The organism is Pseudomonas sp. Pseusp3, assembly GCF_047304225.1.
In the GTDB taxonomy this organism is placed as follows: Bacteria; Pseudomonadota; Gammaproteobacteria; order Pseudomonadales; family Pseudomonadaceae; genus Aquipseudomonas; species Aquipseudomonas fluorescens_CD.
In genome coordinates, this window is the sequence record NZ_JBGLYV010000077.1 from 1 (window position 1) to 21,423 (window position 21,423).

19 protein-coding genes, 1 tRNA gene, 1 pseudogene and 1 riboswitch are annotated in these 21,423 nt (G+C 61.6%); of the genes and pseudogenes, 18 read left to right on the plus strand and 3 right to left on the minus strand.

Annotated elements, in window-relative coordinates:
• Positions 1-99: 99 nt before the first annotated feature.
• The 3 genes from ACCD00_RS22360 to ACCD00_RS22370 are packed head-to-tail and all read left to right on the plus strand — an operon-like array spanning position 100 to position 3,107.
• A complete protein-coding gene (locus ACCD00_RS22360) occupies positions 100-558 on the plus strand; it encodes a tripartite tricarboxylate transporter TctB family protein (RefSeq protein ID WP_160108656.1) in 459 nt (152 codons plus the stop codon).
• A 1-nt stretch (position 559) separates the two neighbouring features.
• Positions 560-2,074: a tripartite tricarboxylate transporter permease gene (locus tag ACCD00_RS22365; protein ID WP_413427580.1), complete on the plus strand. Its 1,515-nt coding sequence runs from the start codon at positions 560-562 to the stop codon at positions 2,072-2,074.
• Positions 2,067-3,107, plus strand: a complete 1,041-nt coding sequence (locus ACCD00_RS22370; protein ID WP_413427581.1) for an AbrB family transcriptional regulator — start codon at positions 2,067-2,069, stop codon at positions 3,105-3,107. Before ACCD00_RS22365 ends, ACCD00_RS22370 begins: the two co-directional genes overlap by 8 nt.
• A 96-nt stretch (positions 3,108-3,203) precedes the next feature.
• On the opposite strand, the gene ung is transcribed toward ACCD00_RS22370, so the two are convergent.
• Positions 3,204-3,896 carry a uracil-DNA glycosylase gene (ung, locus tag ACCD00_RS22375; protein WP_413427582.1) on the minus strand — a complete coding sequence of 231 codons (693 nt, stop codon included), beginning with the start codon at positions 3,894-3,896 and terminating at the stop codon, positions 3,204-3,206.
• 132 nt (positions 3,897-4,028) lie between these two features.
• On the opposite strand from ung, the gene ACCD00_RS22380 reads away from it, so the two are divergent.
• The gene (locus tag ACCD00_RS22380; RefSeq protein ID WP_413427583.1) at positions 4,029-5,141 is read left to right on the plus strand and encodes an enoyl-CoA hydratase/isomerase family protein; all 1,113 of its coding nucleotides are present in this window, start codon (positions 4,029-4,031) and stop codon (positions 5,139-5,141) included.
• A gap of 133 nt (positions 5,142-5,274) precedes the next feature.
• Here the strand turns inward: ACCD00_RS22380 and ACCD00_RS22385 are convergent, their stop codons facing one another.
• On the minus strand, positions 5,275-5,703 hold the full coding sequence (locus ACCD00_RS22385) for a hypothetical protein (RefSeq protein WP_413427584.1): 429 nt from the start codon (positions 5,701-5,703) through the stop codon (positions 5,275-5,277).
• Between the two features lie 168 nt (positions 5,704-5,871).
• Positions 5,872-6,129, minus strand: coding sequence for a hypothetical protein (locus ACCD00_RS22390; protein WP_413427585.1), 258 nt, complete (start codon positions 6,127-6,129; stop codon positions 5,872-5,874).
• Positions 6,130-6,412: 283 nt separating this feature from the next.
• A riboswitch (guanidine-I (ykkC/yxkD leader) is annotated at positions 6,413-6,513 on the plus strand.
• Between the two features lie 60 nt (positions 6,514-6,573).
• Here ACCD00_RS22390 and ACCD00_RS22395 point away from each other — a divergent pair.
• From ACCD00_RS22395 to ACCD00_RS22460, 14 genes and pseudogenes are all read left to right on the plus strand, one after another.
• Positions 6,574-7,641 (plus strand): putative urea ABC transporter substrate-binding protein, encoded by a 1,068-nt coding sequence (locus ACCD00_RS22395; protein WP_413427586.1) that lies wholly within the window; start codon positions 6,574-6,576, stop codon positions 7,639-7,641.
• Between the two features lie 15 nt (positions 7,642-7,656).
• Positions 7,657-8,472 (plus strand): ABC transporter permease, encoded by an 816-nt coding sequence (locus ACCD00_RS22400; RefSeq protein ID WP_413427587.1) that lies wholly within the window; start codon positions 7,657-7,659, stop codon positions 8,470-8,472.
• A complete protein-coding gene (locus ACCD00_RS22405; RefSeq protein WP_413427588.1) occupies positions 8,469-9,257 on the plus strand; it encodes an ABC transporter ATP-binding protein in 789 nt (262 codons plus the stop codon). Before ACCD00_RS22400 ends, ACCD00_RS22405 begins: the two co-directional genes overlap by 4 nt.
• 13 nt (positions 9,258-9,270) lie before the next feature.
• Positions 9,271-9,996 carry an urea amidolyase associated protein UAAP1 gene (locus tag ACCD00_RS22410; protein ID WP_413427589.1) on the plus strand — a complete coding sequence of 242 codons (726 nt, stop codon included), beginning with the start codon at positions 9,271-9,273 and terminating at the stop codon, positions 9,994-9,996.
• An 11-nt stretch (positions 9,997-10,007) separates the two neighbouring features.
• On the plus strand, positions 10,008-10,649 hold the full coding sequence (locus ACCD00_RS22415) for an urea amidolyase associated protein UAAP2 (RefSeq protein ID WP_413427590.1): 642 nt from the start codon (positions 10,008-10,010) through the stop codon (positions 10,647-10,649).
• A 292-nt stretch (positions 10,650-10,941) separates the two neighbouring features.
• Complete coding sequence (gene uca, locus ACCD00_RS22420; RefSeq protein ID WP_413427591.1) at positions 10,942-14,586, plus strand: urea carboxylase; 3,645 nt, start codon at positions 10,942-10,944, stop codon at positions 14,584-14,586.
• Between the two features lie 25 nt (positions 14,587-14,611).
• A complete protein-coding gene (gene atzF / locus ACCD00_RS22425) occupies positions 14,612-16,390 on the plus strand; it encodes an allophanate hydrolase (protein ID WP_413427592.1) in 1,779 nt (592 codons plus the stop codon).
• A 158-nt stretch (positions 16,391-16,548) separates the two neighbouring features.
• Positions 16,549-18,042, plus strand: a complete 1,494-nt coding sequence (locus ACCD00_RS22430; RefSeq protein WP_413427593.1) for a diguanylate cyclase — start codon at positions 16,549-16,551, stop codon at positions 18,040-18,042.
• On the plus strand, positions 18,029-18,247 hold the full coding sequence (locus ACCD00_RS22435) for a cysteine-rich CWC family protein (RefSeq protein ID WP_413427594.1): 219 nt from the start codon (positions 18,029-18,031) through the stop codon (positions 18,245-18,247). Before ACCD00_RS22430 ends, ACCD00_RS22435 begins: the two co-directional genes overlap by 14 nt.
• Before the next feature lie 33 nt (positions 18,248-18,280).
• The gene (locus ACCD00_RS22440) at positions 18,281-18,973 is read left to right on the plus strand and encodes a pseudouridine synthase (protein ID WP_413427595.1); all 693 of its coding nucleotides are present in this window, start codon (positions 18,281-18,283) and stop codon (positions 18,971-18,973) included.
• Positions 18,974-19,286: 313 nt separating this feature from the next.
• Positions 19,287-20,171, plus strand: a complete 885-nt coding sequence (locus ACCD00_RS22445) for an alpha/beta fold hydrolase (protein ID WP_413427596.1) — start codon at positions 19,287-19,289, stop codon at positions 20,169-20,171.
• A 181-nt stretch (positions 20,172-20,352) separates the two neighbouring features.
• Positions 20,353-20,426: transfer RNA gene (locus tag ACCD00_RS22450), tRNA-Gly, on the plus strand.
• A gap of 250 nt (positions 20,427-20,676) precedes the next feature.
• Positions 20,677-20,988: a type II toxin-antitoxin system HigB family toxin gene (locus tag ACCD00_RS22455; RefSeq protein WP_413427606.1), complete on the plus strand. Its 312-nt coding sequence runs from the start codon at positions 20,677-20,679 to the stop codon at positions 20,986-20,988.
• Positions 20,978-21,151 (plus strand): annotated as a pseudogene (locus ACCD00_RS22460) (transcriptional regulator); the annotation flags it as partial. The gene ACCD00_RS22455 and the pseudogene ACCD00_RS22460, both read left to right, overlap by 11 nt.
• Between the last annotated feature and the right edge of the window lie 272 nt (positions 21,152-21,423).

A 21,423-nucleotide genomic window follows, 5' to 3' on the forward strand; every position in this document is an offset into this window, starting at 1 on the left:
AAAAAATCGGCGGGCCAAAGTTGCGCGGCCTTACCCTTTTTGGGCCGCTGCCCGGCGGGGCCCCCCCGGCGGGGGGGCGCCCCAGCACAGGAGTTCCTCATGCTCTTACAACGCATTTTTGCTTCGGTGCTGTTGCTGGCCTGCCTCAGCCTGGTGGCGATGGCCTGGCCCTACCAGGCACCTTTTTCCTACGAACCGATCGGCCCGCGAGCCTTCCCCCTGCTGATGCTGGGGCTGATGGGCCTGGCGCTGGTGTACATGGTGTATCGCCCCTCGCCGATCAAACACACCGATGAAGATCCGCCAATGGATCGCGAAACCCTGAACAAGATCGGTGTTTGCGTGCTGTTACTGCTGGTCTTCGCCGGGCTGTTCGAACCGCTGGGCTTCATCCTCAGCAGCATGCTGATTGGCATTCCCATGGCGCGCCTGTACGGCGGGCGCTGGTTGCCGGGCGCGGTGATCATCAGCCTGATGAGCGTCGGCCTGTACCTGCTGTTCGACAAAGTCATGGACGTGCCACTGCCTCTGGGCCTGCTCGACGTTCTGGAGAACTGATATGGATACGCTTGGTTATTTGAGTCATGGCTTCGGCGTCGCACTGACCCCTTACAACCTGGTGACCGCACTCAGCGGCACGCTGATCGGTACGGTCGTCGGCCTGCTGCCGGGACTGGGCCCGATCAATGGCGTGGCGTTGCTGATCCCGATCGCCTTCGCGCTGGGCCTGCCGCCGGAGTCGGCACTGATCCTGTTGGCGGCGGTTTACCTGGGCTGCGAATACGGCGGCCGGATCAGTTCGATCCTGCTGAACATCCCGGGCGAAGCCTCCACCGTTATGACCACCCTCGACGGCTACCCGATGGCCCGCCAAGGTTTGGCAGGTGTTGCACTGTCGCTGTCGGCCTGGAGTTCATTCATCGGCGCCTTCATTGCGACCTGCGGCATGGTGGTGTTCGCGCCGATGCTGGCGAAATGGGCGATCGCCTTCGGTCCGGCGGAATACTTCGTGCTGATGGTGTTCGCCATTGTCTGCCTCGGCGGCATGGCCGGGGATCGACCGCTGAAGACGTTCATCGCGGCGCTGATCGGGTTGTTCCTGTCCACCGTCGGCATCGATGCCAACAGCGGCGTGTACCGCTTCACCGGCGATAACATCCACCTCACCGACGGCATTCAGTTCGTGGTGCTGGTGCTGGGTCTGTTCTCCATCAGCGAAATTCTGCTGCTGCTGGAAAAAACCCACCGTGGCCAGGAAGCTTTCCAGGCTACCGGGCGGATGCTGTTCAACTTCAAGGAAGCCGCCTCGGTGTTCTGGGTGAACATGCGCTGCGGTGTGCTCGGCTTCATCATGGGCGTACTGCCGGGGGCCGGTGCGACGCTGGCCAGCGCCGTGGCCTACATGACCGAGAAACGCATTGCCGGCCCAAGCGGAAAATTCGGACAAGGCGACAAGCGTGGCCTGGCTGCACCGGAAACCGCCATTGGCGCAGAAGCCTGTGGCGCGCTGGTGCCGATGCTGACCCTCGGCGTTCCTGGTTCAGGCACCACGGCCGTGATGATCGGCGCACTGTCGCTGTACAACATCACGCCGGGCCCACTGCTGTTCCAGCAGCAGCCGGACATCGTCTGGGGCCTGATCGCATCGTTGTTCATCGCCAACATCATGCTGGTGATCCTCAACATCCCGATGATCCGCATCTTCACCAAGATCCTCGCGGTACCGAACTGGGCACTGGTGCCGATGATCGCGATCATCACCGCTATCGGCGTGTACGCGGTGCATGCCACCACGTTCGACCTGTTCCTGATGATCGGTATCGGCATCTTCGGCTACATCCTGCGCAAGCTGGATTTCCCGTTGTCGCCGGTACTGCTGGGGTTCATCCTCGGCGGCTTGATGGAGCAGAACCTGCGTCGGGCGCTGTCGATCTCCAACGGTTCGCTGGACATCCTCTGGTCGAGCGGCATCACTGTCGGTGTCTGGGGCTTGATCGTGGTCATGCTTCTGGTGCCGATCGTGCGCATCTGGCGTAAACGTTCGGTTGCACGGCGCGTTATTGCCGATGTCTGATCGAACACCGTTCAAAGCCTGGTGGGGAACCCCGCTGGTCGGCCTGCTTGGCGGTTACCTCGCCAGCCAGGTCGGCTGGCCTTTGCCGTGGATGGTCGGCTCGTTGCTGGCGATCATCCTCGTGCGCTGCCTGACACCCTGGCAATTGGCCGAAATCCCTGGCGGCCGCAAGTGCGGCCAGTGGATCGTCGGTATCGGCATTGGCCTGCACTTCACCCCGCTGGTGATGGAGCAGGTGCTGAGTCATTTCGGTCTGATCTTCTTTGGTGCGTTGATCACCAGCCTGTCTGCGGTCGTCGGCGTATGGCTGATGCGCCGCACAGGTGAAGATCGCGCCACGGCGTTCTTTTCCAGCATGCCCGGCGGTTCCGGTGAGATGGTCAACCTCGGTGCCCGCAATGGCGCGGTGCTCAGCCGTGTGGCGGCGGGGCAGAGTTTGCGGGTGCTGGTGGTAGTACTCTGCGTGCCGGCGGCCTTCAAATATTTACTGGGCGATGGTGACCCGGTTTTACATGCCACCGCGGTGGACTGGCGCTGGCTGGCCCTGCTGTTCCCGGCAGGCGCATTGGCGGCCTGGATCTGGGAACGCCTGCGTCAACCCAACCCCTGGCTGTTCGGGCCGTTGCTGGTCAGTGCGGCAGTCAGCATCGGCTGGGACCTGCACATCGGCCTGCCCAATGGCGGTAGCCAGATCGGCCAATGGTTGATCGGCAGCGGTCTGGGCTGTCACTTCAACCGGCAGTTTTTCCGCCGTGCGCCATCGTTCATGGGGCGCACCTTGATCGGCACGGTATTGACCATGTTGATTGCAACGGCGGCGGCGCTGGGTCTGAGTGCGCTGACCCACCTGGATCTGCGCTCGCTGACCCTGGGCATGATGCCCGGCGGCATTGCCGAGATGAGCCTGACGGCGGAAAACCTGCAACTGTCGGTACCGCTGGTGACGGCGATGCAGGTGATGCGGTTGTTGTTTGTGCTGTTTCTGGCGGAGCCATTGTTCAAGTACTGGAACCGGGGCCCGGATTCTGTCTGAAAGACCGAGTTGCCCGATTCGCGAGCAAGCCCGCTCCCACATGGGTTTTGTGAACACCGAAAATCCAGTGTGGGAGCGGGCTTGCTCGCGAAGCTTTTAGATTGGCGGCAACCGCCACTCGATCGGCGTCTCGCCATTCTGTTCCAGAAACTTGTTGGTCCGGCTGAAGTGCCCGCAACCGAGGAAGCCGCGATAGGCGGACAGCGGTGACGGGTGCACCGAAGTCAGCACCAGATGCTTGGTCGCATCGATCAGCTTCTGCTTGCTCTGGGCATGGGCGCCCCACAGCATGAACACCAGGTGCGGCTGCTGTTGGCTGACCACTTCAATGATGCGATCGGTGAAAAACTGCCAGCCCTTGTCCTTGTGTGCATTGGCATTGGCGCGCTCGACGGTCATGGTGGTGTTGAGCATCAGCACGCCCTGATCGGCCCAGCTCTGCAGGTAACCGTGGTTGGGGATGTCGATGTTCAGGTCGCGCTTGAGCTCTTTGTAGATGTTCACCAGCGACGGTGGCGCCGGCACGCCGGGTTGCACCGAGAAGCACAAACCATGGGCCTGGCCCGGGCCGTGATAGGGATCCTGACCGAGGATCACCACTTTGACCTTGTTCAGCGGCGTGGAATTGAGCGCGTTGAAGATCATCGGCCCCGGCGGATAGATCTCCTTACCGGCCGCCCGCTCCTGTTGCAGGAAATTGCGCAACTCTGCCATGTAGGGCTGGTCGAATTCGGCACGCAGTGCCTCCTTCCAGCCCGGTTCGAGTTTGATACGGTCGTCAGCAGTCATGGTTACACCCGGCAAAAACAATGGGGCGAACCCTAAGAAGGCCCATCGCGCTTGTCAATTGATCTGACGCAGATCCAGCACTTTCCCACACAGCGATCATACTTAACCCTCAATTTCCCGATCGAGGTCATGATGAACCTGCACTTCGAAGAACTCACCGGCACCGACGGCGCCCGCATCGGCGTCGCCAGCCTGGATGCCGAAAAATCCCTGAACGCCCTGTCCCTGCCGATGATCAACGCCCTGCGCGACCGCATGGAGGCCTGGGCCAAGGACCCGCAGATCGTCTGCGTGCTCTTGCGCGGCAATGGCGCCAAGGCTTTTTGCGCCGGTGGCGAAGTGCGCAGCCTGGTGGAAGCCAGTCGCGCCCATCCGGGTGAAGTACCGCCACTGGCCGCGCTGTTTTTTGCGGCGGAATATCGCCTGGACTTCAAACTGCACACCTACCCCAAACCGTTGATCTGTTGGGGCCACGGCTATGTGCTCGGCGGTGGCATGGGGCTGTTGCAAGGTGCGGGCATTCGCATCGTTACGCCGAGCAGCCGGTTGGCCATGCCGGAGATCAGCATCGGCCTGTACCCGGATGTTGGCGGCAGTTGGTTCCTGTCGCGCCTGCCCGGCAAGCTTGGGTTGTTCCTGGGCCTGACCGGCGCGCACATGAACGGCCGCGATGCCATCGATCTGGACCTGGCCGACCGCTTCCTGCTCGACGATCAACAGCCGGCACTGATCGACGGACTGCTGCAATTGAACTGGCAGGAACAGACGCCCATGCAGCTCAACAGCCTGCTCAAGGCCTTGCAGCAGGAAGCCGTGGCACAGATGCCCGAAGCCCAGTGGCTGCCGCGTCGTCAGCAGATCGACGAGTTGCTGGATGTGAGCGACGTGCGTTGCGCCTGGAAGGCCATCAGCGCCTTGCGCGATCACCGCGACCTGCTGCTGAGCCGTGCAGCCAGGACCCTGAGCGAAGGCTCACCGCTGACCGCGCACCTGGTATGGGAGCAGATCGCCCGTGCCCGGCACCTGTCGCTGGCCGAAGTCTTCCAGATGGAATACACCCTGAGCCTCAACTGCTGTCGTCATCCGGAGTTCAGCGAAGGCGTACGCGCCCGGTTGATCGACAAGGATCAGAAGCCGCACTGGCACTGGCCGGACATCAACAATGTGCCGGACGCGGTGGTAGAGGCGCATTTCCACAAGGCCTGGGAAGGTCGGCATCCGCTGGCGGATCTATCCGAGTACTGAACGAACTGTGGGAGCGGGCTTGCTCCGGGCGGCGATCCGACGAAAGCGGTGTGTCAGTCGACATTTTTGCTGCCTGACACACCGCCTTCGCGAGCAAGCCCGCTCCCACATCAGATCTGTGTTCTATAAAAATCTATCGGTGGCCGCCCCGCCAGTTGTGATCGCCACGCCCGTCGCGATGGTCGCGCCCGTCGTGATCGCGAAAGTCATTGTTCCAGCCCCTGTGGTTACGGCCGTCCCAGCCATGGTTCTGATGCATCCGGTAATCGCCCCGGTATGGCTGGTAGTAACGCGGAGCGGGCTGGTAATAGCGCGGCTGATACATCCGCGGCTGCGAGTAATAACGCGGTGTCGGCTGGTAATACCGCGCTGGCGGCACGTAATACCGGGGCGGCGGCGTGTAGTAACCGTTGGAATAGTAGGAACTCCCCCCGGCGTAATGGCTTGGCGCAGGCGAGGTGTAGACTTCGGAACTGTAGTAACTGCCTCCTTCGTCGTAGTAAGGCTCGCACCCACCTAGGGACAATCCCAACACAGCAAGCAGAAGAATTTGGCGATGCATGGCGGCCTCCTGGACCGCGGGTGAACCACACCAGCGACGCTGGCAGGCGACAGTCAAATGTTCAGTGAACTGTCGATAGATCAGACATCGAATTCAGAATCTGGTGCGTCTCTGAAACAAGTAGAAACATCTGGCCGATGAAAGGTTTTTCATCCATTCACACCACGATTAACGGTGGCCACCGTGAAATCCACCGCCATGATGCCCACCTCCGTGAAAGTCGTGTCCACGGTAATAACCATGCCCACCGTAGTAATAGGAGCGATAGCCACCGTAATAACGTGGGCCGTAGTAACCGTAGTAGTAAGGCGAGTAGTAACCGGGATAGTAATAAGGTGCCGCGTAGACATCGGCAGGACCGTCGTAGTAGTAGCAGCCAGACAATCCCACACCGAGCAGTGCACCGAACAACAATCGACGTAACATGACGGCCTCCGTAAAGACCTGTGACAGCAGCCAGCACAGACCGGCTGACATCTGTTTTGACTGGCAAATCCCTGCCAAGTGCAACGTCGCACCCACCTTCTGATCAGCGGTGGATACGTTCCAATGAGGTGCGCCTGCGCACCATCACAAGGCAGTCCGCCTTGCCAATCAAACCCTTCGCCCTCCCTGTCCCCCGCGCCAGAGCGCTCGGACCAACTTGGCACGCCTCTCGCTTTAACAAAACCGTGCAGGAGTCACTACAGGTTCGCGGCACCACAATTTGCAAATGGCTGACTAGGGTTCCGGCTCGCAATCGCGAGTGACTGGTCCGAGAGTTGGCGACCTCCAGTTGAGGTTACACGGCGGGATAAAAGCCCGGGAGACAAGCCACCGCTAACGGTGCCGCTGCCGTCCTGTCCGTCCTTGATCAACTGGAGAACCACCATGTCCCAGCTTCGTTTACCCGCCCTCTTCGCCGCTGCGTTTGCAGCCCTCGTGAGCGTCTCGTCCCAGGCTGCCCAGAAAGATCACTTCAACGTGTGCTGGACGATCTATGCCGGCTGGATGCCATGGGAATATGCCGGCAGCCAGGGCATCGTCGACAAATGGGCGAAGAAGTACGGCATCAAGATCGACGTGGTACAGCTCAATGACTATGTCGAATCGATCAACCAGTACACCGCCGGCCAGTTCGATGGCTGCACCATGACCAACATGGACGCACTGACCATTCCGGCCGCCGGTGGCGTCGACAGCACTGCACTGATCGTCAGCGATTTCTCCAACGGCAACGACGGCATCGTGCTCAAGGGCGAAGGCAAGAAAGTCATCGACCTCAAGGGCATGGACGTCAATCTGGTGGAGCTGTCGGTCTCCCATTACCTGCTGGCCCGGGCGCTGGATTCGGTGGACCTCACCGAGAAAGACCTGAAAGTGGTCAACACCTCCGACGCCGATATCTCGGCGGCCTTCAACACCGATCAGGTCAACGCCGTCACCACCTGGAACCCGATGCTCTCGGACATCAAGGCCAAGCCCGGGGTGAGCGAAGTGTTCAACTCCAGCCAGATCCCCGGCGAAATCATGGACATGATGGTGGTCAACAGCGCCACCCTCAAAGACAACCCGGCCCTGGGCAAAGCGCTGACCGGTGCCTGGTTCGAAGTCGTCGAGTTGATGAACCAGAAAAACGCGGCCAGCAAAGCCGCACTGGAACACATGGCCAAAGCCTCCGGTACTGACCTGGCGGGTTTCCAGGCGCAACTGGACACCACCCGACTGTTCGCCACGCCCAAGGAAGCCCTGGCGTTCAGCACCAGCAAGCAACTGCCGGAGACCATGCGCAAGGTCGCCGAGTTCTCCTTCCAGCACGGCTTGCTGGGTGAAGGCGCCAAGGACACCAGCGCGGTCGGCATGGCCTTCGCCAACGGCGTGACCAGCGGCGACAAAGGCAACCTCAAGCTGCGTTTCGACCCGAGCTACGTGCAGATGGCCGCCGACGCCAAGCTGTAATCAGGAGAACTGGCCATGCGCCTGATCAACCGTCACCCGGACCGCCCGAGTCGCCTGCTGTTGGTGATCCTGCCGTTCGCCCTGGTGCTGTTCGCCTACTTCACGGGCTCGGCCGAGCGACTGACGGACAACCCCAACGACAAGTTGCTGCCCAGCGCCGTGCAGATGACCGACGCGGTGAAACGCCTGGCGTTCGTGGCCGACACCCGTACCGGCGAATACCTGCTCTGGCAGGACACGGCGTCCAGCCTGCAACGCCTGGCCATCGGCCTGGGAATCAGCGCCTTGGCCGGGCTGTGCCTGGGCATCGCCGCCGGTACCCTGCCGCTGTTCGGTGCGCCGTTGTCCCCCTTGCTGACAGTGCTGTCGATGGTGCCGCCACTGGCGATCCTGCCGATCCTGTTCATCGTCTTCGGCCTGGGGGAATTGTCGAAAGTGATGCTGATCGTCATCGGTATCACTCCGGCCCTGGCCCGGGACCTGGAACAGCGCGCCCGGGAAATCCCCGTGGAGCTGTTGATCAAGGCCCAGACCCTTGGCGCTTCCACCTGGACCCTGATGCTGCGGGTGGTGCTGCCGCAATTGTTGCCACGCTTGTTGATCTCGCTGCGGCTGATGCTCGGCTCGGCGTGGCTGTTCCTGATCGCCGCCGAGGCCATCGCTTCTACCGACGGCCTTGGCTACCGGATTTTCCTGGTGCGCCGCTACCTGGCAATGGATGTGATCCTGCCGTACGTGGTGTGGATCACCCTGCTCGCCTGGCTGATGGATTGGGGCCTCAAACACCTCACCCGGCGTGCGTTCCCCTGGCACCAGGGGGGCGCCAAATGAGCTTCATCACCGTTAGAAACGTCTGGCAGCGATACGCCGATCAAGTGGTGCTCGAAGGCCTGAACCTGAATGTCGACGAGGGTGAGTTTTGCACGCTCGTGGGGGCATCCGGTTGTGGCAAATCGACCTTCCTGCGCCTGCTGCTCGGCCAGGAACGCGCCAGTCGCGGCGAGATCCTGCTCGACGGTCAGCCCTTGGCCGGTGAGCCGGATGCCAGCCGTGGCGTGGTGTTCCAGCGCTACTCGGTGTTCCCGCACCTGAGCGTGCTGGACAACGTTGCCCTCGGCCTCGAACTGCCGCGCTCGCCGTTGCTCGGACGCCTGTTCGGCAGTGCCAAAAAAGAGGCCCGCGAACAGGCATCGCAGTTGCTGCGAAAAGTCGGCCTTGGGCACTCGCTGGACAAGTACCCGGCGCAACTCTCCGGAGGCATGCAACAACGGCTGGCCATTGCCCAGGCGCTGATCATGAAGCCGCGCGTGCTGCTGCTCGACGAACCGTTCGGCGCCCTTGATCCGGGCATCCGCAAAGACATGCACGCCCTGCTGCTGGAGCTGTGGCGCGAGACCCGACTGACGGTGTTCATGGTCACCCATGACCTGTCCGAAGGTTTCAGCCTTGGCACGCGGCTGCTGGTGTTCGACAAGGTCCGCCTCGACCCGCACGCCCCCGGTGCCTATGGCGCACGCATCACCTACGACATCCCTTTGAACAGCGACCGCCGCACCCGCCGTGCCGCCGTCGACGCCTTGCCAGTGCAACTGGCGGGCTCACTTCGAACCGCTTGAGAGGGTTTTGCCCATGACTGATTCGCCCCGACTGTTCCCGCCCTTCGCCGAAGAAATGCTCCCTGGCGGCGGCCATCGTTCCTTCGTGCTCAAGCGCGGCCAATTGCTGCGCCTGACCGACCTGCGCGGCGGCGCCAACGTCAGCCTGACGTTGCTCAACGCCAATGAAAAAACCGAACGCCTGAACCTGCCCGACAGCCTCAAGTGCCAACACACCGCCAGGCTAACCGCCGGCCATTGCCTGTATTCGGACATGGGCCGCGTGCTGGCCGCCATCACCGCCGACACCTGCGGCTGGAGCGACAGCCTGGGCGGTGTGCTCTGCGCTGAAGAAGTGGCGCAAAAGTACGGCGCGGGCCGCTACCAGGAACTGCGCAACGGCTTCTTTCGCAACGGCACCGACAACCTGTTGGTGGAACTGGGCAAGTGGGGACTGGGCCTGTCCGACCTGCTGATGACCCTCAACCTGTTCAGCCGCGTGAACGTCGACGATGCCGGGCGCTTCCATTTCGTCGCGGGCAATTCCAGGGCCGGCGACTACATCGAGTTGTATGCGCCGATGGACACGCTGGTAGTGCTCACCGCCCTGCAGCACCCGATGGACCCGGCGCCTGAATACGCGCCGAAACCCTTGAAGCTGAGCTGGATGAACGCCGACCCCAGCGTCGCCGAACACTGCCGCACCTCGCGTCCGGAAAACGAGCGCGGCTTCATCAACACCGACCGTTTGTTCGCCTGAGGATCGCTGCCATGTCACTCGCCATCGCCACTGTTCAAAAACTGCCAGAAACAGCGGTCTACCGCGCCACCATCCCCGCCGGCGAACCCTGGCTGATGGAGGTCAAGGCTGGCCAGACCCTGCGCATCCTCGATCTGGAAGGCAATCAGGCTGTCGACACCTTGTTCTACAGCGTCGCCAACCCCAAGGAACGCTACGACGTGCAGCGCACCCTGCGCCGGCAGAACAGCGTGTACCTGAGCACCGGCAGCGTGCTGTTTTCCAACCTCGGCAAGCCGATGCTGACCATCGTCGCCGACACTTGCGGGCGCCACGACACCCTCGGCGGCGCCTGTGCGCAAGAGAGCAACACCGTGCGCTACGCCCTGGAAAAACGCTACATGCACAGCTGCCGCGACAACTACCTGCGCGCTTGCGTTCACGATGGCCGCCTGGGCAAGGGTGACATCGGGCCGAACATCAACTTCTTCATGAACGTGCCGGTCACCGCCGACGGCGGCCTGACCTTCGAAGACGGCATCTCGGCACCGGGCAAGTACGTCGACCTGCGGGCCGAGATGGACGTGATCGTGCTGATCTCCAACTGCCCGCAACTGAACAACCCGTGCAATGCCTACAACCCCACCCCTGCGGAGCTGCTGGTATGGAACTGAAATTCCCGGGATTGCGCCGCTGGTTGTTTGCCTTGTGCCAGGCCCGTTCAGGCCAGTGCCTCAAACCTCAGGAACATCACCACCCCCTGTAGGAGCGAGCTCGCTCGCGAAAAACCCGAAGCCACCGCTGGGCATCTGGTTTTACGCGTAATCGTTCACGACCATCGCGAGCAGGCTCGCTCCTACAGGGGGGCGGCGGTGATTTGAAGAAATCTGATTCTGCCGCCGGGGACGACCCCGGCTCTCATCGAAAAACTGCGGGACGGCCCGCATCCCCTCCAGGGGTTATGCCATGTTCGAAAAAGTCCTGATTGCCAACCGCGGCGCCATTGCCTGCCGCATCCTGCGGACCTTGCGCGAGCTGCAAGTGCAGGGTGTTGCCGTGTATTCCGAAGCCGATGCCGCCAGCCTGCACATCCTGCAAGCCGATGAGGCCCACAGCCTCGGCGAAGGCGCGGCCGCCGGCACTTACCTGGCGGTCGATAAAATCCTCGCCATCGCCAAAAACAATGGCGCCACCGCGATCCATCCCGGCTACGGCTTTCTCTCGGAAAACGCCGCGTTCGCCGAAGCCTGCGAGGCCGCCAACATCGCCTTCATCGGCCCGACGCCAGAACAATTGCGCGTGTTCGGCCTCAAGCACACTGCACGCGCCCTGGCCAAACAACACGGCGTGCCCATGCTCGAAGGCACCGAGCTGCTCGACAGCCTCGATGCCGCACTGCAGGCCGCTGAACAGATCGGCTACCCGGTGATGCTCAAGAGCACCGCCGGCGGTGGTGGCATCGGCATGCGCGTGTGCCGCAGTGCGGCCGAGTTGAGCGAGTCCTTCGAAACGGTCAAGCGCCTGGGTCAGAACAATTTCAGCGACGCCGGGGTGTTCATCGAAAAGTACATCCAGCGCGCCCGTCATCTGGAAGTGCAGGTATTCGGTGACGGTCACGGTCAAGTGATCGCCCTCGGCGTGCGTGACTGCTCGGTACAGCGGCGCAACCAGAAAGTCCTCGAGGAAACCCCGGCGCCGAACCTGCCCGACGGCATGGCCAATGAACTGTGCGCGGCGGCGATCAAACTGGCCAAAGCGGTGAATTACCGCAGCGCCGGCACCGTGGAGTTCGTCTTCGACAGCGATGCCCGGCGTTTCTACTTTCTGGAAGTGAACACCCGTTTGCAGGTGGAGCACGGCGTCACAGAACAGGTGTGGGGCGTCGACCTGGTGCGCTGGATGGTGCAACTGGCGGCCGGCGACCTGCCGCCGCTGAGCGATCTGGTACAGGCTCTGAAACCTGTGGGGCATGCGATTCAGGCGCGGTTGTATGCCGAGGATCCGGGGCGCGACTTTCAACCCAGCCCGGGCTTGCTCACCGCCGTGGATTTCCCGGTGACCGATGGCATTCGGCTGCGCATCGACACCTGGGTCGAGGCGGGCTGCGAGATCCCGCCGTACTTCGATCCGATGATCGCCAAGGTCATCAGTTGGGCGCCGACCCGTGAAGAGGCGACTGCCGATCTGCATCAGGCGCTGGGCGCCAGCCTGCTCTACGGCGTGGAAACCAACCGCGATTACCTGCGGCAGATTCTGCTGGATGGGCCTTTCGCCAGCGGTCAACCCTGGACCCGTTGCCTGGAAGGCCTGGTCTATCAGGCCAACACCTTCGAGGTGCTCAGCGCTGGCACCCAAACCAGCGTTCAGGACTATCCCGGCCGCCTCGGATACTGGGCGGTCGGCGTGCCGCCCTCGGGCCCGATGGACAGTCGCGCGCTGCGTTTGGGCAATCGTTTACTGGGCAATGACGAAGGCGCGGCGGCGCTGGAAATCACCATGAGCGGGCCATTGCTGCGCTTCAATTGCGAGGCGGTGGTAGCGGTGACCGGCGCGCAGATTCCATTGCTGCTCAACGGTGAAAGCGTACCGATGAACACCGCGCTGAGGGTTCCGGCAGGCGCCACCTTGAGCCTCGGCACGATTGCCGGTGCAGGCGCCCGCAGCTATTTGTGCCTGCGCGGCGGCCTGCAGGTGCCGGAATATCTGGGCAGTAAAAGCACCTTCACCCTCGGCCAGTTTGGTGGCCACGGCGGTCGCGCCTTGCGGGCCGGCGACGTGTTGCACGTGCCTGCGCTCAATGACCGCAGCGCCGGTCAACAACTGGCTGAAGAACAGCTCGCCGAGTTGCCCGCGGTTCGGCAGATTCGTGTGATCTACGGCCCGCACGGCGCCCCGGAATACTTCACGGAAAACTACATCGGCACCTTCTTCACCACGCAGTGGGAAGTGCATTTCAACTCGAGCCGTACCGGCGTGCGCCTGATCGGGCCGAAGCCGGAATGGGTGCGCGCCGACGGTGGTGAAGCCGGTTTGCATCCGTCGAACATCCACGACAATCCCTATGCGATCGGTGCGGTGGACTTTACCGGAGACATGCCGGTGATCCTCGGCCCGGATGGACCGAGCCTCGGCGGCTTCGTGTGCCCCGTGACAGTGATCGAGGCGGATCTTTGGCAACTGGGGCAGCTCAAGGCCGGGGACAAGGTGCAGTTCATTCCTGTCGACCTCAAGACAGCGCGAAACCTTGCCTTGAAATGGGATCACTGTGGGAGCGGGCTTGCTCGCGAAGAGGGCGTGTCAGTCAACATCGATGTGTCTGAAGTACCGCTTTCGCGAGCAAGCCCGCTCCCACAAGGGATGGTGTCGCCTGTGGTATTGGATTTGGGGCAGGACGACACCCGGCTGGTCGCAAGACTGTCCGGCGACACCAACCTGCTCCTCGAAATCGGCGCCCCGGAACTGGACCTGGTCCTGCGCTTCCGAGCCCACGCCCTGATGCAGGCCCTGGAAAGCAAACACCTGCACGGCGTGATCGACCTCACCCCCGGCATTCGTTCGCTGCAAATCCACTATCAACCCGAGCAACTGCCACTGGCCGACCTGCTCGGCATCGTCGCCGGGGAATGGGACGCCGTGTGCGCCGCCAAAGACCTGCAAGTGCCCTCGCGCATCGTCCATCTGCCGCTGTCCTGGGACGACCCGGCGTGCCAGTTGGCCATCGAGAAATACATGACCACCGTGCGCAAGGACGCGCCGTGGTGCCCGAGCAACCTGGAGTTCATCCGCCGCATCAACGACCTGCCGAACCTCGATGAAGTCCAACGCACGGTGTTCGATGCCAGTTATCTGGTGATGGGTTTGGGTGACGTCTACCTCGGCGCACCGGTCGCCACCCCGCTCGACCCGCGCCATCGCCTGGTGACCACCAAGTACAACCCGGCGCGCACCTGGACCGCGGAAAACTCGGTGGGCATCGGTGGCGCCTACATGTGCGTCTACGGCATGGAAGGCCCCGGTGGCTATCAGTTTGTCGGGCGTACGTTGCAGATGTGGAACCGCTACCGCGAAGTCGCCGCGTTCGACGGCAAACCGTGGCTGCTGCGGTTTTTCGACCAGATCCGTTTCTACCCGGTCAGCGCCGATGAACTGCTGCGCATCCGCCGGGATTTCCCCCTCGGGCGCTTCGACCTGAACATCGAGCACAGCCAGTTGAATCTGGCGGATTACCAGGCGTTCCTGGCACAGCAAGCCCAGACCATTGGCGCATTTCGCGATCAGCAAAAAGGCGCATTCAATGCAGAACGCGAACGCTGGATCGCCAGTGGCCAGGCCCATTTCGACAGTGAAGAACCGGCCCCGGAAGCGACCGAAGAGGCGCCATTGACCTGCGCTCAACAGAGCGTCGACAGCCACATCGCCGGCAACCTCTGGCAGGTCCGGGTCGAGGCCGGCAACCGCGTCGAGGCCGGTGATGTGCTGGTGATCCTGGAGTCGATGAAGATGGAAATCCCCCTGCTTGCGCCAATGGCCGGCGTGGTGCGCGAGATTCGCGTGCAACCGGGTTCGGCGGTGCGCGCCGGACAGCGCGTCGTGGTGCTGGAACTCGACTGAACCCATTTTGCCAAGGACTCATGCCATGAACATCAACCTGCAACTCGACGCCCTGCGCAGCGCCTACCGCGACGGCAGCCTCACCCCCCGGCAACTGCTGCCGGTCCTGCGGGACAAAGCCGCCGCGCTGAACCCGGACTATCACCTGTTCATCCACTTGCTCAGCGCCGAAGAACTGGAGCCTTACCTCGCCGCCCTCGACGGTCGCGACCTCGACAGCCTGCCCCTGTATGGCGTGCCGTTCGCGATCAAGGACAATATCGACCTGGCAGGCATTGCGACCACGGCGGCGTGCCCGGCATTTGCCTACGTGCCAGAGCGTTCGGCAACCATCGTCGAACAACTGCTGGCCCTCGGTGCGATTCCGCTGGGCAAGACCAACCTCGACCAGTTCGCCACAGGACTCAACGGCAGCCGCTCACCTTATGGCGCGTGCCCCAACAGCGTGTTGCCGGAGTACCCGTCGGGCGGTTCCAGCGCCGGTTCGTCGCTGGCGGTAGCGCTCGGGGTCGCGAGTTTTGCGCTGGGCACCGACACCGCTGGCTCCGGGCGCGTGCCCGCGGCGTTGAACAATCTGGTCGGCATGAAAGCCACCAAGGGCCTGATTTCGACAGCCGGCGTGGTACCGGCCTGCCGAACGCTGGATTGCGTCACCACGTTCACCGCCACGGCGCGGGAGGCCAGCCAGTTGCTGGCGCTCACCGCGCGCCTCGACCCTCGGGACGAATACAGCCGCAGCAATCCGTTGTGGAACGACGGCTCGGCGTTCGGCACACCACGGCCGTTCCGTTTCGGCGTACCGCGCGCGCAGGACCTGCAATTCTTCGGCTGCCCTGAAGGCCCGCTGTTGTTCGGTGATGCCATCGACCGCCTCAAGGCCTTGGGTGGCGAAGCGGTGGAACTGGACCTGTCACCGTTTCTGGAGGCCGCACGTTTGCTCTATGAAGGGCCGTGGGTGGCCGAGCGCTACAGCGTGGCCGGGGAGTTGATGGCGCAAAACCCCGAGGCCGTGTTGCCAGTGATTCGCGCCGTATTGGCCAAGGCAACCGCCGTCGACGGCGTGCAAACCTTCCGCGCCCAATACCGGCTACAAGCGCTCAAGGCCCAGTGTGATACGGCGCTGGAGGGCCTTGATTGCGTCGTCACGCCGACCATCGGCCGCCCGATTACGCTGGCGGAGCTCGAGGCTGAACCGGTGCTGCGCAATTCGGAACTGGGTTACTACACAAACTTCATGAACCTGCTCGATTACGCCGCCGTCGCCGTGCCCAATGCATTCATGGACAACGGCCTGCCATGGGGCGTGACGTTGTTTGGCCGGGCCTTTACCGATCAGTACCTGTTGAGCGTGGCCGATGCCCTGCAGCGTCAGCAAGGCGTGGCCACCCCTGCACCGGTGACGGTTGCACGCCATGATCAGGCGCGGCTGGTGGTCTGCGGCGCGCATCTGGACGGGCTGGCGTTGAACTGGCAACTCAGGCAGCGCGGTGCCCGGTGGGTGGAAACGACCTTCAGCTCGCCGGACTATCAACTCTATGCCCTGGCCGGTGGCCCGCCGTTTCGCCCGGGCATGGTCCGCGTGAAGGATGGCGGCGTGGCGATTGCGGTGGAAGTCTGGGAATTGCCCAGCCGTGAACTGGGTTCGTTCCTGACCGCAATTGCGGCACCGCTGGGGCTGGGCAAGGTGCAACTGGCGGACGGTCGCTGGGAGAGCGGGTTTATCTGCGAGGCGCATGGGCTGGAGGGCGCGGTGAACATCAGCCATTTTGGCGGGTGGCGGATGTATCTGAAATCACTGGCTTGACCCCCCCCCCCTGTGGGAGCGGGCTTGCTCGCTCCCACAAGGACCACGCGCAACCTCTGTGGAACGCAGGAACGACCATTCGCGGCGCACATAGGGCAGTTATTTCCCCGCCGCGCAATTAGAATGCTCGCCATCGGATTGCTGCCAATGGAACTGCCATGCCGCTTCGCTCGCCGCTGTATTCTCAACGTTCGTTGGTTCTCACGCTGGTCGCGTTGCTGGGCGCAGGCTTCCTCGCCACTTCCTTTCTCAGCTACTACGCCTCCCGGGCATCGATCCGCGACAACATCGTCAACACCGAGCTGCCGCTGACCTCGGACACCGTCTACTCGGAAATCCAGAAAGACCTCGTCAGGCCGATCCTGATTTCCTCGATGATGGCCCGCGACACCTTCATGCGCGACTGGGTGGTCAACGGTGAAAAAGACTCCGACCAGATGACCCGCTACCTCAACGAGGTCATGACCCACTACGGCGCGTACACCGCGTTCTTCGTCTCCAACACCAGCCTGACCTACTACCACGCCAAGGGTGTGCTCAAACAGGTCAAGGCCACCGAACCCCGCGACGCCTGGTACTTCCGCGTGCGGGACATGAAGGATCCGTACGAAATCAACGTCGACCCGGACCTCGCCAACAAGGACAACCTGACCTTTTTCATCAACTACAAGGTCTACGACTACAACGACCGATTCATCGGCGCGGCCGGGGTTGGCCTGACCGTCGACGCGGTGATCAAGCTGATCGACAAGTACCAGCAGCGTTATCAGCGCAGCGTGTATTTCGTCGACAACTTCGGACGCCTGGTGCTTACCGGCGCCGAAGGGGGCCCGCAGGGTGCGCGCATCGGGCAGAAACTCGGCGAACTCGACAGCATGAAAGACCTGGTCAGTCGGCTGCCCAAACCCCACAGCGGCAGCTATGAATATTCCGTGCAGGGCCAGGGACATTTCCTCAACGTACGCTTTATCCCGGAACTGAACTGGTACCTGTTCGTCGACAAACGCGAAGACAGCGCCCTTGGTGAAATCCGCCAGTCGCTGTACCTCAACCTGCTGATCTGCCTGCTGGTCACGCTGACCGTGCTGGCGCTGCTCAACCGGGTGATCAAACGCTTTCAGGACAGGATCCAGGCCCAGGCCACCCTCGACAGCCTGACCGAACTGCCCAACCGTCGCGGCTTCGACCTGCTGGCCGCACAGGCCATGCTGGAAGCCCGGCGCGAGCCCAAAGCGCTGACCGCCCTGCTGCTGGACCTCGACCACTTCAAGGCGCTGAACGACACCTACGGCCACCTGGCCGGCGACCAGGTACTGATCGGTTTCGCCCGGGATCTGGAAAGTTGCCTGCGGCACTCCGACATCGTCTGCCGCTGGGGCGGTGAAGAGTTCATCGTGCTGCTCAAGGACACCGACGGCAAGACAGGCCTGATGATTGCCGAGAAAATTCGCCAGCACGTGGAACAACAGCGCTACGCCTACAACGACAAGGCCTTGCAATTGACCGTGAGCATCGGCCTCACCACCCTGCAACCCGATGACACCTTGCACAGCCTGCTGTCACGGGCGGATCATGCGATGTACCGGGCCAAGCAAAGTGGCCGTAACCGAACCTGCGTGGAAATGTCTCACTCCGTCCATGAACCAGCCTGACCTCTGCGCCGCCTGCGGCGCCCCCAACGACTGCACCCTGGCCGACCCGCGAACCGCCGACCGCGCCTGCTGGTGCTACGGTGTCAGCATCGACCCGGCAGTGCTCCAGGCGCTGCCGGCGGAACTGCGCGACGCCTCGTGCCTGTGCCCGCGTTGCGCCGAGGTCGAGGCACAGTTGCAAGCAACGTCCGGATCGATCAAGTAAGATGCGCCCCCCTTTCTGCACTGATCCCTAGTCATGCGTGTCGACCGATTCCTCAGCAACCTGCCGTGCTTCAACCGTAAGCAGGTACGCCTGTTGCTAGTGGAAAAACGCGTCAGGGTCGACGGAAAAGTCGTCAGTGACCCCCACAGCGAAGTCCGCGAATTCAGCCGCGTCGAAGTGGACGACGACGTGCTGCAAGTCGGCAAACCGCTGCGCCATTTCATGTTGCACAAGCCCGCCGGATGCGTCAGCGCCACGCGGGATCCGCAGCACCCGACCGTGCTCGATCTGATCCATGAACCGGGCAAGGACGAACTGCACATCGCCGGCCGCCTGGACTTCAATACCACCGGCCTGATGCTGATCACCAACGACGGCAGTTGGTCGCGCCGCCTGACCCAACCGCAGACCAAACTGCCCAAGGTCTATTACGTCGAAACCGAGCAGGACATCGGCCCCGAATACGCGATCAAATTCAGTGAAGGGCTGTACTTCGCCTTCGAAGGCCTCACCACGCAACCGGCCGGGCTAGAGCGGCTCGGGCCAAAATCGGCACGGCTGAGCATTGTCGAAGGCCGCTATCACCAAGTGAAGCGCATGTTCGGCCACTTCGATAACAAGGTACTGCGCCTGCACCGCGAACGCATGGGGCCGCTGGTGCTCGACGACGCGTTGAAACCGGGCGAATACCGGCCGCTGACCGACGAAGAGATCCGATCGATCTAAGCGCACGACCGCTCAGCAGAAAGTTGTCGAACAATTTACCAACGGCACTTGCGCAATGATGTGACCCCTGCTTGAATCAGGACGTCGGCCGAAATGTGACCGATGAGTCACCACATACTTCCAAGAAACTTTTTGCCGGTAGGAACCCATGGGTTCCGGCCTCACCCGGCAGACTGCCCGCCAATAACAATACCCGTCGACCGGACTGCATTGGATCGACATGGGCCAGCAAATTCCAAGGCATATGCCTACCTGTCACAAAGCTCGTGCAATCTCATTTGCGCGCATACCCGCTTGCCAGGAGTCTTATGACATGAGGCCAGAAATCGCTGTGCTGGATATACAGGGTCAGTATCGGGTTTACACGGAGTTCTATCGCGCAGACGCCGCAGAGAAGACCATTATCTTGGTCAACGGCTCGATGGCCACGACTGCGTCGTTTGCACAAACCGTGAAAAACCTCCATCCGCAATTCAACGTCGTTTGCTACGACCAGCCCTACGCGGGCCGGTCAAAAGCCCACAACCAGCATGAAAAAATGCTCACCAAGGAAATCGAAGGGCAGATCCTGCTGGAACTGATCGACCACTTCGCCGCCGAGCACGTGTTGTCGTTTTCCTGGGGCGGCGCCGCGACCATGATGGCGTTGTCGCAACGGCCACGGCGCATCGAAAAAGCCGTGATCAGCTCGTTTTCCCCGGTGATCAACGCGCACATGCTCGACTACCTCGAGCGCGGCGTCGAACACCTCGGCAACCTGGATCGCGACCGGGTCGGGCACCTGGTCAACGACACCATCGGCAAACACCTGCCATCGCTGTTCAAACGCTTCAACTATCGCCACGTCAGCTCCCTGGCCGAGCATGAGTACGGGCAGATGCACTTCCACATCAACGAGGTGCTGCACAGCGACCGCCAGTGCTACCTGCATGCGGCGAAAAAAATTGATGTGCCGGTGCTGTTCCTCAACGGCGAATGGGACGAATACACCGCCGCCGACGACGCCCGGTTATTCGCCGGCCACGTGCAACACAGCACGTTCAACACCATTCAGGCCACCGGCCACTTTCTCGACATGGAGCACAAAGCCGCCTGCCGGGACAGCCGCAACGCACTGATGGGTTTCCTGAAATCGTCGCAACACGAAAGCCGACCGCGTTACCAGTACGTCCAGGACCAACATGCATTGGCAAGCTGAAGTAACGTCATCGCGAGCAAGCCCCGCCCTGCTGCGTTAAACGTATTGCACAGGCGCGAGGCTTGCCCGCGATCGACCGTCACGGGCTCCATGCATTGTTGATACATCCGGGTTAAACCCGCCCCACGTAAAGAAAAACTTCAAATCGCCGGCCGTATCTGGTACAAAGTCACCGCTCTGAGCGGGTGTCGTATAATGGCATTACTCCAGCTTCCCAAGCTGATAACGAGGGTTCGATTCCCTTCACCCGCTCCAATCGAATTCAGTCTCACGTCAGGATGGTTTTGACGGGGGATACAAACGCAGAAAAAACCGGCCTTGATGGCCGGTTTTTTTGTGCCCGGGATTTGGGGTAGCGTTTCCATACCTCTGAAAATTAGCGTTTTCGCGCAAAAACCATGTTTTGTTAACGTTTTTATTGTCCCGATAAAGGATTTCTTCCAGGAATCAGAGATTGCATCTCTTTAAAGCGACGACCACCTTCCCCAAAACGGGAGGACGTGCAGTGCGTATGATTGCAAAAGGAACATTGCGGGAGTTATGGGAAAGTAGCCCGGCTTATGCTGACTCCGAAACACCACTGGTTGCATGGTGTCGGCACATGAAGAAAACCGATTATGGCACGCCGCTAGAGGTCAAAGCGCAACTGAGAACGGCCAGCATCCTCAGGGGTGACAGGGTTGTATTCAACATCGGTGGCAAAAAATATCGGGTAATCATGGCAATCGATTACCAGAGCCAGCCCGGTTTCATACGATTCGTTGGCACCCACGCCCAGTACGATCAGATCAACGCGGAGACCTGTGATGAACATTAAACCTATTCGCAGCCAGGAAGACCTGACCGCTGCGCTTGCTCGCGTGGAGCAGTTGTGGGGGGCTGAGATCGGTTCGCCTGAAGGTGATGAGCTGGAAATTCTGGCGCTGCTCATCGAGAAATACGAAGACGAGCTCTATCCGATGCAGCCCTCAGAACAGGTTGTCTGACGGGAGATGCAGAGACAGAAAAAAACGGCCCAAGTGGCCGTTTTTTTTGTGTCAGGGATTTGGCGATGGGCCTGCCGAAATCGGATAGAGGCCCGTTTTTAATGGATCAACAGAGCGCAACACTCGAAAAAGCAACGTCCTACACGACACTGGGAATTGTCCGTACACTCGCGCATTGCTGTGCTTTTGCCACGAAGCCTATAGTCCGAGCGCGCCCAAATGGCGTATCGGGTTTGGCGACTTGATGGCAAAGCATAGAAACCTCC

What these genes read in the sequence shown, in the direction of transcription:
- ACCD00_RS22360 (WP_160108656.1), top strand. Translation starts at nt 100, where the DNA reads ATGCTCTTACAACGCATTTTTGCTTCGGTGCTGTTGCTGGCCTGCCTC.
- ACCD00_RS22365 (WP_413427580.1), top strand. Translation starts at nt 560, where the DNA reads ATGGATACGCTTGGTTATTTGAGTCATGGCTTCGGCGTCGCACTGACC.
- ACCD00_RS22370 (WP_413427581.1), top strand. Translation starts at nt 2,067, where the DNA reads ATGTCTGATCGAACACCGTTCAAAGCCTGGTGGGGAACCCCGCTGGTC.
- ung (WP_413427582.1), bottom strand. Translation starts at nt 3,896, where the DNA reads ATGACTGCTGACGACCGTATCAAACTCGAACCGGGCTGGAAGGAGGCA.
- ACCD00_RS22380 (WP_413427583.1), top strand. Translation starts at nt 4,029, where the DNA reads ATGAACCTGCACTTCGAAGAACTCACCGGCACCGACGGCGCCCGCATC.
- ACCD00_RS22385 (WP_413427584.1), bottom strand. Translation starts at nt 5,703, where the DNA reads ATGCATCGCCAAATTCTTCTGCTTGCTGTGTTGGGATTGTCCCTAGGT.
- ACCD00_RS22390 (WP_413427585.1), bottom strand. Translation starts at nt 6,129, where the DNA reads ATGTTACGTCGATTGTTGTTCGGTGCACTGCTCGGTGTGGGATTGTCT.
- ACCD00_RS22395 (WP_413427586.1), top strand. Translation starts at nt 6,574, where the DNA reads ATGTCCCAGCTTCGTTTACCCGCCCTCTTCGCCGCTGCGTTTGCAGCC.
- ACCD00_RS22400 (WP_413427587.1), top strand. Translation starts at nt 7,657, where the DNA reads ATGCGCCTGATCAACCGTCACCCGGACCGCCCGAGTCGCCTGCTGTTG.
- ACCD00_RS22405 (WP_413427588.1), top strand. Translation starts at nt 8,469, where the DNA reads ATGAGCTTCATCACCGTTAGAAACGTCTGGCAGCGATACGCCGATCAA.
- ACCD00_RS22410 (WP_413427589.1), top strand. Translation starts at nt 9,271, where the DNA reads ATGACTGATTCGCCCCGACTGTTCCCGCCCTTCGCCGAAGAAATGCTC.
- ACCD00_RS22415 (WP_413427590.1), top strand. Translation starts at nt 10,008, where the DNA reads ATGTCACTCGCCATCGCCACTGTTCAAAAACTGCCAGAAACAGCGGTC.
- uca (WP_413427591.1), top strand. Translation starts at nt 10,942, where the DNA reads ATGTTCGAAAAAGTCCTGATTGCCAACCGCGGCGCCATTGCCTGCCGC.
- atzF (WP_413427592.1), top strand. Translation starts at nt 14,612, where the DNA reads ATGAACATCAACCTGCAACTCGACGCCCTGCGCAGCGCCTACCGCGAC.
- ACCD00_RS22430 (WP_413427593.1), top strand. Translation starts at nt 16,549, where the DNA reads ATGCCGCTTCGCTCGCCGCTGTATTCTCAACGTTCGTTGGTTCTCACG.
- ACCD00_RS22435 (WP_413427594.1), top strand. Translation starts at nt 18,029, where the DNA reads ATGAACCAGCCTGACCTCTGCGCCGCCTGCGGCGCCCCCAACGACTGC.
- ACCD00_RS22440 (WP_413427595.1), top strand. Translation starts at nt 18,281, where the DNA reads ATGCGTGTCGACCGATTCCTCAGCAACCTGCCGTGCTTCAACCGTAAG.
- ACCD00_RS22445 (WP_413427596.1), top strand. Translation starts at nt 19,287, where the DNA reads ATGAGGCCAGAAATCGCTGTGCTGGATATACAGGGTCAGTATCGGGTT.